This window comes from Xenorhabdus lircayensis (assembly GCF_016306625.1).
Classification (GTDB): domain Bacteria; phylum Pseudomonadota; class Gammaproteobacteria; order Enterobacterales; family Enterobacteriaceae; genus Xenorhabdus; species Xenorhabdus lircayensis.
The window spans coordinates 20,097-32,699 of record NZ_JACOII010000044.1; the positions used below are offsets into that span (position 1 = coordinate 20,097).

The 12,603-nt window shown below is 44.7% G+C and carries 11 protein-coding genes, 1 tRNA gene and 1 pseudogene; 9 read left to right on the forward strand and 4 right to left on the reverse strand.

The features are described 5' to 3' along the window. The first annotated feature begins 20 nt into the window (after nt 1–20). The 6 genes from H8A87_RS12870 to H8A87_RS12895 are packed head-to-tail and all read left to right on the forward strand — an operon-like array spanning nt 21 to nt 6,817. Entirely contained in the window at nt 21–2,066 is a 2,046-nt protein-coding gene (locus tag H8A87_RS12870) for a vWA domain-containing protein (RefSeq protein ID WP_408646918.1), read from the forward strand. Next, nucleotides 2,063–2,761: an ABC transporter ATP-binding protein gene (locus tag H8A87_RS12875; RefSeq protein ID WP_232370232.1), complete on the forward strand. Its 699-nt coding sequence runs from the start codon at nt 2,063–2,065 to the stop codon at nt 2,759–2,761. The genes H8A87_RS12870 and H8A87_RS12875 overlap by 4 nt, the downstream gene beginning before the upstream one ends. Then, complete coding sequence (locus H8A87_RS12880; RefSeq protein ID WP_332460367.1) at nt 2,742–4,013, forward strand: ABC transporter permease; 1,272 nt, start codon at nt 2,742–2,744, stop codon at nt 4,011–4,013. Before H8A87_RS12875 ends, H8A87_RS12880 begins: the two co-directional genes overlap by 20 nt. Beyond that, nucleotides 4,003–5,562, forward strand: coding sequence for an SUMF1/EgtB/PvdO family nonheme iron enzyme (locus H8A87_RS12885; protein WP_332460368.1), 1,560 nt, complete (start codon nt 4,003–4,005; stop codon nt 5,560–5,562). Before H8A87_RS12880 ends, H8A87_RS12885 begins: the two co-directional genes overlap by 11 nt. Nucleotides 5,563–5,602: 40 nt before the next feature. Beyond that, a complete protein-coding gene (locus tag H8A87_RS12890) occupies nt 5,603–6,310 on the forward strand; it encodes a coiled-coil domain-containing protein (RefSeq protein ID WP_198690354.1) in 708 nt (235 codons plus the stop codon). A 12-nt stretch (nt 6,311–6,322) separates the two neighbouring features. Further along, complete coding sequence (locus H8A87_RS12895) at nt 6,323–6,817, forward strand: hypothetical protein (protein ID WP_232370233.1); 495 nt, start codon at nt 6,323–6,325, stop codon at nt 6,815–6,817. Between the two features lie 327 nt (nt 6,818–7,144). Here H8A87_RS12895 and H8A87_RS12900 read toward each other — a convergent pair whose 3' ends face one another. From H8A87_RS12900 to gloB, 3 genes are all read right to left on the reverse strand, one after another. After that, nucleotides 7,145–7,684 carry a MepB family protein gene (locus tag H8A87_RS12900; RefSeq protein WP_198690355.1) on the reverse strand — a complete coding sequence of 180 codons (540 nt, stop codon included), beginning with the start codon at nt 7,682–7,684 and terminating at the stop codon, nt 7,145–7,147. A gap of 465 nt (nt 7,685–8,149) precedes the next feature. Beyond that, nucleotides 8,150–9,481, reverse strand: a complete 1,332-nt coding sequence (gene mltD, locus H8A87_RS12905) for a murein transglycosylase D (protein WP_198690356.1) — start codon at nt 9,479–9,481, stop codon at nt 8,150–8,152. A gap of 72 nt (nt 9,482–9,553) precedes the next feature. After that, entirely contained in the window at nt 9,554–10,309 is a 756-nt protein-coding gene (gloB, locus tag H8A87_RS12910) for a hydroxyacylglutathione hydrolase (RefSeq protein WP_198690357.1), read from the reverse strand. Between the two features lie 51 nt (nt 10,310–10,360). Between gloB and H8A87_RS12915 the strand changes: the two genes are divergently transcribed. Beyond that, nucleotides 10,361–11,077 carry a class I SAM-dependent methyltransferase gene (locus H8A87_RS12915; protein ID WP_198690358.1) on the forward strand — a complete coding sequence of 239 codons (717 nt, stop codon included), beginning with the start codon at nt 10,361–10,363 and terminating at the stop codon, nt 11,075–11,077. 8 nt (nt 11,078–11,085) lie between these two features. Here H8A87_RS12915 and rnhA read toward each other — a convergent pair. Then, nucleotides 11,086–11,672 (reverse strand): annotated as a pseudogene (gene rnhA, locus H8A87_RS12920) (ribonuclease HI). On the opposite strand from rnhA, the gene dnaQ reads away from it, so the two are divergent. Both dnaQ and H8A87_RS12930 read left to right on the forward strand, forming a co-directional pair. Then, nucleotides 11,620–12,369, forward strand: a complete 750-nt coding sequence (dnaQ, locus tag H8A87_RS12925) for a DNA polymerase III subunit epsilon (protein ID WP_198690360.1) — start codon at nt 11,620–11,622, stop codon at nt 12,367–12,369. The pseudogene rnhA and the gene dnaQ overlap by 53 nt on opposite strands. A 138-nt stretch (nt 12,370–12,507) precedes the next feature. Next, a tRNA-Asp gene (locus tag H8A87_RS12930) sits at nt 12,508–12,584 on the forward strand. Nucleotides 12,585–12,603: the final 19 nt, after the last annotated feature.

Below are 12,603 nucleotides of genomic sequence, written 5' to 3' on the forward strand. Positions count from 1 at the left end.
TGAAATATCTTAACTGGCTGATGGCGGGTTTTCCTGCCCTGGCGTTGATGGTATCGGCTGAGGCGGCAGCACAAAAACCGCTGTTACAGGAAGGGAAACACATGCTCTACCAGCGTGTGCTGACTTATCCCGGTTGCGAACTATCGGCAAAGGTCGGTGAAAAAGGCAAGGAACAACCTGCCTTTAGTCGTTTTTACGTCTATCAACGCCAGCAGCAAGGTAACGAAGAATGGTTACGGGTTGGCCCTGATAGCCATGGTCATCCTCGTGGCTGGATGAAAGCTAACTGTACCGTAGATTGGAAAATGCAGCTGACTTTGGCGTTTACCAACCCTTCTGGTCGCAACCCGATGCTGTTTTTCCGCGCCAAAACGGATGTGGAAAAGATCCTGAACAGTCCAAATCCGGCAACGCAATTGCAGCCATTATTGGGTGAGCTGAAAACGGGCAAGACCGTACCTTCTGTACTGGCACGTGAACCAGATTACATGATTGATCAGCACAAGAATTTTTATCTGCTGCCCGTGTTGGATTCCGATGATATTTTTACTGACACTGGCTATCAGGTACGGGTACTCAATGTTGCGTCCGTGAGTGAAGCCAGTAAAGTTGCTAAATCGGGACAAAATAAGGACGCCAACACGTTTTCTGCCAAAAATACTTCTTCCACTAAAAGCATTTCTTCCGCTAAAAGCACTTCTTCCGATAAAGAGAAAAACATGATGAAAGGGTTCTCGGCATCGGTGGTATTTGTGATTGATTCCACCATTTCTATGGGGCCTTATATTGATCGTACTAAGCAGGCGATTGAGAAAATTTATCAGCGCATTGAAAAAGAGAATTTACTCGGTCAGGTGAAATTTGGCCTTGTCGCTTATCGCTCAAACGTTACAGCGGTTCCCGGTTTGGAATATGACAGCAAAATGTATGTTGATCCCAATACGGTTAAAGATGGGAAAGATTTTCTGGCAAAAGTTCGCGATCTCAAGCAAGCCAAGGTTTCCAGTAGTAAAGTAAATGAAGATGCTTATGCTGGTGTTATGACGGCGCTGGATAAAGTGGACTGGACAAAATTTGGTGCGCGTTATGTGATCCTCGTGACCGATGCAGGTGCACTGGAAGGGGATGATAAATTATCTACCACTCAGTTGGATGCCACACAGGTACGTTTGGAAGCCACCTATCGCGGTGTAGCACTCTATACACTCCATCTAAAAACGCCGGCAGGGCGCAAAAACCATGCTTCCGCAGAGAGTCAGTATCGTGAATTGACGCTTAACTCTTTCCTGCATAAGCCGCTGTACTACCCGATTAATTCTGGTGATGTGAATAGCTTCGGTGCGATAGTTGATAGTCTTGCCAACGCCATTACTGGACAGATTAAAATGGCGTGGAGCGGAAAAGAAACGGTTGGTAGCGCACTGGGTGCTGACGAATCTTATTCTTCCTATGCGGGAAAAAAAGATGCGGGGGGAAAAGAGCCGTCACCGCAGGAGCCTTTGCTACGTGATGCTGCCTTGTTGGGGCACGCTATGCGGTTGGCGTATCTCGGCGACAAACAGGGAACCCAAGCGCCACCCGTATTTAAATCTTGGATCAGTGACCGTGATTTGGTGAACCAGAATATTCCAGCTACAGAAGTCAAGGTGTTGCTGACCAAGAGCGAATTAAGCGATCTGAGTGAAGTCATGAAAAAGATCGTGAATGCGGCTAATGAAGGTTTAATTTCGCCGGATGATATGTTTGCCAGCTTGCGTTCTCTGGCGGCGACCATGGGGAATGATCCGAAACAGGCGAAAAACAAGCAGGCTACCAAACTTGGTGAAATGGGGCTGCTTGGTGAATATATCGAAGGCTTGCCTTATCTGAGCGAAGTGTTGAGCTTAGATGAAGAAACGTGGAAAAGCTGGGATGGATTGGAGCAGGAACGTTTTATCCGACGTCTGAATATCAAACTCAATTATTACCAGCGTTATAACGAAGATGTAGACCGCTGGATTTCATTGGCACCGGATAGCGATCCACGCGATAACGTCTATCCTGTGCCACTGGAAAATCTCCCATGATGCTGCACATTGAGTCGATGCAGATACAGCGTGGGCAGGCAGAACAAGGGCTTACCGTCAGCTTGCCATCGCTGTCGCTTGATGTGGGGGAGGTGGCAGCATTAACGGGGCCTAGTGGTTGTGGTAAAAGCACTTTACTGGAAATGATCGGGGGAATATTGCAACCCGATCATTTGGCGTGCTATCAATTGGGGACGCCGCCCCGTGATATTGCCACGCCGATTCTGACAGGGGAGGAACGTCAACTTGCTGAAGTACGGGCGAAAGATCTTGGCTTTGTTTTGCAACATGGCGGATTGCTCCCTTGGCTCTCAGTGGAACAAAATATTCAATTGCCTCGTAAGATAGCAGGGCTGGTGGCTGGATCCGCGTGGTTGGATACCGCCATTTCACGCCTGAAAATTGAGGGATTAATGAAGAAAATGCCTTCTCAACTTTCGATTGGGGAGCGTCAGCGTGTAGCCTTTGCCCGTGCCATTGCCCATCAGCCCCAACTGTTATTGGCGGACGAGCCGACAGCAGCCCTGGATCCTCACAATGCAGAGATGCTTTTTAGCCTAATAGTTGAGATGGTAAACTCACTCAGTTTAGTGGCTATTATTGTGAGTCACGATTGGCAGCGGGTCACGGATTTTGGTCTGAAACGTTATGCTGCGAAAGTGGATGGAAAACAAAGTGTCTTCACAATCGGTTAATGGTGCCGTTGCACGGCCGTCTCGCTGGCTTTTGCCTCGAATGGCGCTGGCGGATTTGGTTTACGATCGCAAGGTCGCGCTCTGCATCATCTTTTCGTTGATTGCAGTAATCACTCCCCTTTTACTATTGTTTGGCCTGAAAAATGGCATCGTTCACCAGCTTCGCCATACGCTGTTAGATGATCCACGCACGCGGGAAGTTCGCATGCTGGGCAACGGTAACTATGATCATACTTGGTTGATGCAGCTTGCGGAGCGCCCCGATGTTAGTTTTGTCATCCCATTGACGCGTTCTTTGAATACTCAGGCCGATCTGGTAAGAAATAACCAGCATTTTGTCAGTAATGCTGAAGTTATCCCTACTGCCTTACATGATCCTTTATTGATTAACGCTCGGATCCCACAAAATGCCCAGCAGGTGGTGCTCAGTGCCAATGCAGCAGAACGTTTACAGGTGAAAGTTGGGGATAACCTGCGTTTAGTGATTGCCCGTAAACGGGATGGGCTGAACGAACGTGCACAACATACATTGACCGTCATTGATGTCATTGACGGAGCAAAATTCTCCCGCCCTGCCGCTTTCGTCACCCTGCCTCTTTTAGTTGCCATGGAAGATTACCGTGATGGTTATCAGGTGGCACTATTTAATACACATAATGTCAATGAACATAATGTCAATGCACATGACGGAAAGCCTGCTCGTGAACGCACCTCTTTTGCAAAAGCGCGGTTATATGCCAGCAACATAGATACCGTCGAGGCTCTAGCGGACTGGTTACAGCAGCAAAATATTGAAACTGTAACCCAACAGGCACAGATTGAATCTGTACGCGCCATTGATCATGTACTTGGCCTGATTTTTACCGTTATCGCCTGGATATCTGCCATCGGTTGTATCGCATCGCTGGTGGGCGCTTTTATGGCAAATATCGACCGCAAAAGAAAAGATATGGCAGTGCTCAGGTTATTGGGCTTCCGCCGTGAAGCTGTTGTGCTGTTTATCTTGATTCAGGCTTTGTTCCTCACGGGTAGCGCTTGGGGCGTGGGTTTGTTGCTCTATTTTTTTGCCAGCCAGTTATTTAACAGTGCGTTGGGGGCTTCATTACCTGAAACGGCATTTGTTTGTCATTTGGAACCCTTGCATCTGATTGTGGCATTATTGACTGTTTTAGCCGTAGCGCTCGGCGTTGCTGCGGTGGGAGCCTTACGTGCGTTGAAAATTGAACCTGCGGAGAGTTTACGTGAGATTTAATTATTGTGTGAGTATGGCATTGTCAGGGCTCTTGCTTGGAACGTTTTCACTTTCTGCCAATGCTGCCAATACAAATTGGGAAGAGAAATACTACAACCCCAAGCCACTGGCGGATGATGTGATATTGCCTATGCCTTGTGGCGGTGCGATGGCGTTTCGTAAAGTCTCCGTTCCCCTTAGCCAGCCATTGCAGGATTACAGCATTACTCTGGGTGTGGAAGGCAATGACGAGTGGGGTTATTTGGAGCAAGCGCGAGCTGAACATATTGCGGGGAGTTTCGCGGAAGGTAAAACCGGCAAGGGGCGTTACTTCCTGATGGCGAAGTACGAGTTGACGGATTTGCAATACCAAGCGCTTACGGGTAACTGTTCAACACCAAATATGAAACTGCGTTTGCCCAAAGTAAATATTGGCTGGGTGGATGCGATGAATCTGGCAAATCAATATAATCTTTGGTTGCTGAAGAATCAGCCTAAAGCGTTGCCAATTGAAGATGGTAAATCCGGTTTCTTGCGTCTGCCAACGGAAACTGAATGGGAATTTGCTGCTCGTGGTGGTTTAGCGGTTTCCACGGCAGAATTTCGCGACCAGCGTTTCCCGATGCCAGAAGGGCTGACCAGTTACGCTTGGTTCGCGGGTTCTCAATCTTCCAATGGAAAACTTCAGCTTACTGGATTGCTTAAACCGAATCCGTTGGGGCTGCACGATATGCTGGGTAACGCGTCCGAAATGATGTTTGAACCTTTCCGCTTAAATAAATTGGATCGTCAGCATGGTAAAGCGGGCGGCTATATCGTTAGGGGAGGAAATTTCCTGACGCCGCAAAGCGATATACGTAGCTCTCTACGTGGCGAAGAACCTTATTATTCCGGGCAGAGTGATAATAAAAATAAAATCATTGGCTTCCGTTTAGTACTGGTTTCTCCGACATTGACTTCACGCGATCGCATCAAAGAGATTGCTAAAGAGTGGAAAGCATTAGGCACAGATAATGCGCAGGCCAAAGAGAAAAAAGCGGCTGACTCCATTGATAACTTGAGTAATATTTCAGCTCAGGTGCAGGATACGGCAGTGAAGAAACAGTTGGAACGATTGCGTGCTGACCTACGGGCGAATGCACAACTGCGTGATGAACAGCGCGATCAGGCGATACGCACTTCTCTGCAACTTGGGGCGTTCTTATGCACCAAATTAAAGGATGATGGTGAGTTTTATGATCGGTTGACAGGTTTGTATGAGAAAACCTGTAAGGCAGGCAGTGAGCTGGATGCAAATTGCTCCCGTCGTCAAACACAGCTCGATCAGCATAAAAAAACGCTCAATTTTATTGTTAATTATTATGCCGATACCTTGGTGGATATGGGCATAACTTATAATGTGGAGCTTATCGCGCCACAAATTCGTGTTGTCCAGCAGCAGATGTCGGCACGTGGAAAAACGAATCTGAACCGTTATCTCAATACTTACTGGGACAATCTTCAGGGGTATTGGAAAAACGGGAAAGTCGCCAGAGACAGTTGGTTGGATGCATGTAAGAAAAATAATTAATAACAATGAATGACTTTTATTGAAAAAAGGATATTAAGAAATGGTACTGAAATCTATTCGCTCTATGATTTCTTTCTGCATGATTTTTTTGCTGGTTGCTTGTCAAAACCCGCAAGGCCCTTCAGCACAGACGGGGGGAGTGGATTCTCGTTTGACTCAGAATAAGGACGTTGAATTTTTTAACAAATCGGGCTGGCAAGCGTGTGCAGCAGGTGCGGCGGCAGGGGCTCTGGCTTGTATGCTTGTTAATGGTGACCATCAAGCAATATGTATTGCTGCCGCTGCTGTTTTGGGTTGTGGTGTCGGAGTGGGAGCTAATGCTTATTTGGATAGCCAGCGTAAAAAATATGCTACTAAAGAACAGCTCCTGGCAGCTTCAATTAACGATGTTAAAGTAGAAAACCAGCGTATTCAGAACGTAACGGCCGCCGCCAAAGAGGTTATTGCGGCGGATAAACGTACTCTGGCGAAGATCAAGAAAGATATCGCCGCGAAGGCGGTGAAAAAAGACCAAATGCAAAAAGAACTGAAAGGTCTTGATGCCAATATTGCCTATCTGCGCAATACCATCAAAGAAATGCAGGGGCATGAAAAGCAGTGGGAGGAAGTTTCTTCTATGATGGCAAGCAACAAAGTTCGCACTAAAGATCTGGATAAACAAATCGTTCAGATGCGCAAAAACATTGGCACGTTACAACAAGAGCTCGACAGCCTTTATGAACAACGTACCGCAATTAAAGTTAGCTGATAAGGAGTTCTTATGCGTGGATTAATGATGCGTGGTTTAGTCATGTTAGCCGCCAGTATGGCACTGACAGGCTGTGTGACAAACGCAAAAGATTGTGATCCGACACTGGGTGATATGAGTATCATTGCGAAATTTAACTGCAATTACTCAGGCAATTGGGATCAGCGTGTTGTGGAAAAAGAAAAAGAACTACAACACGAACAAGCATTGAACAAAGAGTTCAACGCTGTTTATGGAGCGATTGAGCGTGAGAAAAAAGCGGGTAAGGTGAGTTTGGAAAGTAAAAAGCGCTCTCAGGCCGCATTGCAGAAATCGCTAAATGGCCTATTGAGTCAATTGAAAACCAAAGCAGCGGGCAAAGCGAAAATGGAAAAACAGATCGCTGAATTGGAAAAACGCCTGCGTGATGCGCAAAACCAGCCATCACAGTCTGAAATGCAAAAACAGCTGGAGTTACAGCAGTTGCAGAACCAGCTTAGTGAACTTCAAGACAGCCTGTTGTCATAATAACGAGGAACGATTATTAGATTGACTTTACACTCAGTCCATTTCTTGCAGATTGATGAGATCACAATGAATGGGCTGAGTTATCTTTTTCAAACTAACGTGGCAGATTCGCGGTGTTTAAAATATGCAGTGATACTGGTGTAGGGAGCATGGAAGCAATACCGCGCCCGTGGCTGCATCACGGAGAATACGCCGGATATTGAGTAAGGTAACCAAAATACTCTTGTTCATCTTTGCGAATATGCCCGATATCAGGGAAGGATAAATGTGCAGCACCAATTATCTCTTTATCCTGTGAAATTTTGTTTTTTTAAAATGAAGAAAATATTAGGCGAATCCAAGTTTTATAATTTTATTAAATTCCTTGATGGCATTTTTCTGATTATCGAAATTTATAAAGTACAAAGATTGCCATTTTTGTGTCTGGATGGCTTGTTTTGAAGTGGGAGATACCCATGTTGGGTAGACTCGAAAAGCTCTTTTACCTTCTTTAGATTGAGTTGAAAAAATTCCTTTTGTCATCAAGGTCGGTGAGTCAAACAGAAAAATCCCTTTGTTATTCTCTGAAAAGGCGGCTATTAAACAGAAGTCAATTTTATCATTTTGTTCAAACGGCATTATTTCTGAATCTGGTGTAGGCCTTTTCCAGAGAGTGACAAATTGGCCCAATTTATTGGGAGTCGTTTTAGCTTGACGAAAAACGATCGATTTACCGTTCAGTTGAAATCGCATGGCACTGTAATCACGGCTTTCTGGTTCGCGATAGGGAGTGGCATCTAGTTGGTGTCCAGAGGGGAGTAGGAGATATTCTTTTATTTCGGTAAAGGTATTAGATAAATTATCTGTATTTGATTTTAATGATGCCAATTTATACCTCTTTCTTGATACCGAAAAATTGATAGGATAATCATACTTTAATTATGATATTACATCAGTACCAGAAAATATAAAAAATCAGTCATCATCAAAATCAACAAAATTTACACCAGTGAAATCATTATATCTCCGGCTATTAGGAAGAACAACGCGTGTATTTCCTTCAACAATACGCACTCGATAACTATCAGGCATTTTATAGTTCAGTAATGTATGAGACCATCTAAAGGCATAACATCTTGAAGGGCGGACCCGATAACGCCGTCTGGCGGCATCAGCGGCTGTATATATAGAATCAGAAGAATTACATAGCAATATAAACTTTTTCCCAAGCCATATATGAAACTCTCCATCTGAGTATATTGTATAATAAGGTTATAACTTCACATCATTATCAATAAAATAACTCCCCATTCAAAAGAACAGGGAGCCACATACTAGCTGGGATAAACTCACTTAGTTAAGGTAGAGCGTCAGAGCCATGCCCGGTTTCATATCTTTGATTTTGATGCTTTTATTCCAACTCATCAGATCATTAATATTTACACCGTGGTATTTAGCGATACTGAAAAACGAATCACCTTTGCGTACATGATAGGTGACAGGGCCACTGTTATCGATTTTCAGTACCTGCCCGATTTTGAGCCGATCAGCGGTTTTCAAGCTATTCAATCTCTGTAATTCGCGGTGAGTAGTATTGAAGCGCTTCGCAATCGCTGACAGCGTATCCCCAGAACGAACTGCATATTGGCCTTGTTTCTGTAGATTGCGGGTATTGTGTGTAACAGACAGACGGATATCCTTCAAGACGTCTTTATCAGTTAATGAAGTTTTAAACTGACCAGCGTTCTTTCTTGGCAACATGATGTAATGCGGCCCATGAGGGGAAGTCATGCCTTGTTTATAACCTGGGTTATATGCCCTGATTGATGTCAACGATAATCCAGATAATTCAGCCGCTTGTGACAACATGATTTGTTGCCCTACTTCAACTTTAGCCAGTGCTTGCTGGTTGTTAGGTTTTGGTAGTTTGAAACTAAATTTTTCGTTGTGGCGAATGATGTTACTTAGCGCCAATATCTTGGGAACGTAGTGCATTGTTTCCCGTGGCAGTGACAATGACCAGAAATCTGTCGGTTTTCCCTTTGCTTCATTGTCTCTGATCGCACGCATCACCCGACCTTCACCGCTGTTGTAAGCGGCGACGGTTAATAACCAATCTCCATTAAACCGCTTGTTCAGGCGTTCAAACATATCCAGTGCGACAGTCGTTGATGCCGCAACATCACGACGGGCGTCGTACCATTTATCCTGCGTCAGACCATAATGGCGGCCTGTACTTGGGATAATTTGCCATAAACCAGCCGCTTTAGCATAAGAAGTGGCATGAGGATTAAAAGCACTCTCCACTATGGGCAGCAGTACCAGTTCCATTGGCATTTGTCGTTTATCAAGCTGCTCAACTATCCAATAGATGTACGGCTCTGCCCGTAACGTCACATTTTGGAGATAGCTCTTGTGTTTCAGGTAGTAGTTTTGTTGCTCGCTCACCCTGTTGTTGTCAGGAATGTCCATCTTCAACTCATCACGGATATGTCCCCACAAATCTTGTTGGGCTGTCGGACTTACCTTCCAGTTTGCAGAATCTTCTGGCTCTGCAATACCGTCTGTTTTCTGATTCGTTGAAGACATCTTCTGTGTATGCTGCGAGGTAGGAGCCTTTGATTGCAGACTCGATTGACACCCGGCAAGCAGAACAGAGGCGAATAAGATCGCTTTTGTCTTCATGTTCTCTTTTGATGTTTGTCTAAAAGGTGAGCGATCATACTGGCCTATGACGCAGAAGACAACCCAACAAAATCAAAATTGATCTTTATAAGCCCTTAATTGCTGAAAAACAGAAGAAAGTGGTATTGAATTAGGTTTGATACCGATATTTTTTTGTAAATCAATATTGTGACAATTTAAGAAAACATTAACTTTTTTCTCTGTTTGTAAAGTTGTTGGGACAGTTGCCTGATTATTTTCACGTAGCTTAATGATTTTTTGATGATAACCGTGAATAGTTTGATTATCAGGTAATACTGTCTTTGCAAATACCATATTTGCCGCCGTATATTCGTGTGCACAGCAGATCAACGTGTCATCAGGTAGCGATGAAATTTTTTCAAGAGAAGAAAACATCTGTTCGGCTGTACCTTCAAATAACCTCCCACAACCGCCAGAAAATAGAGTATCTCCACAAAATAGATAGGGAGCTTGATAGAACGAAATGTGGCCAAGTGTATGACCTGGTAATTCCATGATACGGAAAGAAAAACGCCCCACTTCAATGATGTCATGTTCATGGACAATATGGGTTGCTCCTTTGCTTTGAGTCTCTTCGGGGCCATATACTGGTAATTCGGGATGCTTCCTGAGCAGGTCAGGAACACCGCCAACATGATCATAGTGATGGTGTGTCAGGAGGATCGCCGCAGGAACAAGTTGATTTGCTGCTAAAATGTCAATGACTGGCTGTGATTCAGAGGGGTCGATAATGACACAATGTTTGTCTTCATCACAAAGTAACCAAATGTAGTTATCTGAAAGGGCAGGTATCCTGATAAGCTCCATTATATGCCTCATTTTCGTAGTAGATTTATAGTAGATTGAAAGGAAGATGACATGCGATCAGCACGTTCAATCAAGCAAATAACCCCCCCTGCTTTTTGGGCTGAGTTACCATGGGGAGAATATTACCGCGTTGCTCTGGAACGTCAATTGGAACCGTGGTGGCCGAAAATTTTTGGTTTCCATTTATTGAAAGTCGGTAATTTAAGTACAGAAATTGACAGCCGTTCCTGTTTGGTCAGCCATCAAGTCAACATAGGATTACAAGGGGAAAATATGGATGTGATAACTGATCCTCATTACCTCCCTTTTGCGGCTAAATCTGTTGATGCTTGCCTGTTGGCGCATATGTTGAGTTATAGCGTTGATCCTCATTGGTTATTGAGAGAAGTGGACAGGATCATGATTGATGACGGTTGGTTGATTCTCAGCGGTTTTAATCCGATAAGTCTATTAGGTTTAAGGAAAGTGATTTCACCTATATATCATCAACAACCTTGTAGAGCCCAAATGTTTTCCATGTTTCGTCAATTGGATTGGCTCCGCCTTCTGAATTATGAAGTTATTCATCATGCTAATTTCCATGTTTTACCGTGGCAGAGTGGGGATAATTTTTATAACTCTACTACATCAATATTTGGTTGTCTGAATGTGATTATTGCCCGCAAGCGGACAATACCTTTGTCATTAAATCCCATGCGGGCAAGGTCATTAAAACCGAAGTTTAGTAATGCGTTGGGAGCGATGAAAAATTTTCACCGACGCGATTAATTAACAGGTTAATTTTCACTTTCAATATAGCCGCTATCAGCTTGAGTAGGGCTGTTAGCGGCCGCACGAGCCAGTTCATCACATAGCTCGTTTTCCCGATGTCCGGCATGGCCTTTAACCCAGCGCCAGTCAATCTCATGGCGTAAGATAGCTTGATCGAGTCTCTGCCAGAGATCGACATTGATGACGGGGGATTTATCCGCTTTTTTCCAACCGCGTTTTTTCCAGTTGTGGATCCACTGGGTAATCCCTTGACGGACATATTGGCTGTCAGTTGTCAGGATCACGGTGCAGGGGCATTTGAGTGTTTCCAGCCCGACAATAGCGGCCATTAACTCCATGCGGTTATTGGTCGTGCGAAAATAGCCTCCGCTCAGGTTTTTTTCGCGTTGCTGGTAACGGAGTAAAACGCCATATCCACCGGGGCCGGGATTGCCGAGGCAAGAACCATCGGTGAAAATTTCTACCTGTTTGTTCATCTTTGGTAGACTCTTCCTATATCATCTTTAATCAAAACTCTAAGTCTGACACAAAAAAACACTATGAGCACTGCAATTACCCGCCAAATAGTCCTCGATACCGAAACAACCGGTATGAACAAGTTAGGTGTTCACTATGAGGGGCACAACATCATTGAAATTGGTGCTGTGGAAGTCATCAATCGTCGTCTTACGGGGCGTCATTTTCATATTTATATAAAACCGGAACGGTTGGTTGATCCGGAAGCGTTTGAAATTCACGGTATCAGTGATGAATTTTTGCAGGATAAACTGAAATTTGCTGATATTGCCGATGAATTCATTGAGTTTATTCGCGGGGCTGAACTGATTATCCATAACGCAACGTTCGATATCGGCTTCATGGATTATGAGTTCGGTAAGCTGAACCGTGATATTCCACCAACGGCTGATTTTTGTACCATTACAGACAGCCTGACGTTGGCAAGGAAACTTTTCCCCGGCAAGCGGAATAACCTTGATGCGTTATGCGACCGTTATCATATCGATAACTCAAAACGTACTCTCCATGGCGCATTGCTCGATTCCGAGATTTTGGCGGATGTCTATCTGGCGATGACTGGCGGCCAGACATCGTTGGCTTTTTCGATGGAAGGGGAAGTTTCAGGCAGTACGCTGCTGGCAGAAATCCAGAAAGTTACCCGACCCCAGGATGGACTGAAAGTTGTCTATGCTTCCGATGAAGAATTAATCCAGCATGAATCCCGCTTGGATCTAGTGGAAAAGAAAGGAGGAAGCTGTCTTTGGCGTTCAAAACCTGAACAGTTACATTGACAAAAGCAGTAGCAAGATGAGGTAAATTTGTTATTGAGGCGAAAAACTATTCAAACGCACCGTTTTGTTATAAAAAGCGATTGACGGATTGTATTGGGGCCCGTATCATCCAACCCGTTCTCAACCAGAACACCATGCGGTGCGGTAGTTCAGTTGGTTAGAATACCGGCCTGTCACGCCGGGGGTCGCGGGTTCGAGTCCCGTCCGCACCGCCAGAATTTATAAGCCCTGAGT

Bases quoted from the DNA above. Each gene is read 5' to 3' on its own strand.
- H8A87_RS12870 (WP_408646918.1), top strand. From the start codon at position 21: ATGGCGGGTTTTCCTGCCCTGGCGTTGATGGTATCGGCTGAGGCGGCA.
- H8A87_RS12875 (WP_232370232.1), top strand. From the start codon at position 2,063: ATGATGCTGCACATTGAGTCGATGCAGATACAGCGTGGGCAGGCAGAA.
- H8A87_RS12890 (WP_198690354.1), top strand. From the start codon at position 5,603: ATGGTACTGAAATCTATTCGCTCTATGATTTCTTTCTGCATGATTTTT.
- H8A87_RS12895 (WP_232370233.1), top strand. From the start codon at position 6,323: ATGCGTGGATTAATGATGCGTGGTTTAGTCATGTTAGCCGCCAGTATG.
- mltD (WP_198690356.1), bottom strand. From the start codon at position 9,481: ATGAAGACAAAAGCGATCTTATTCGCCTCTGTTCTGCTTGCCGGGTGT.
- gloB (WP_198690357.1), bottom strand. From the start codon at position 10,309: ATGGAGCTTATCAGGATACCTGCCCTTTCAGATAACTACATTTGGTTA.
- H8A87_RS12915 (WP_198690358.1), top strand. From the start codon at position 10,361: ATGCGATCAGCACGTTCAATCAAGCAAATAACCCCCCCTGCTTTTTGG.
- dnaQ (WP_198690360.1), top strand. From the start codon at position 11,620: ATGAGCACTGCAATTACCCGCCAAATAGTCCTCGATACCGAAACAACC.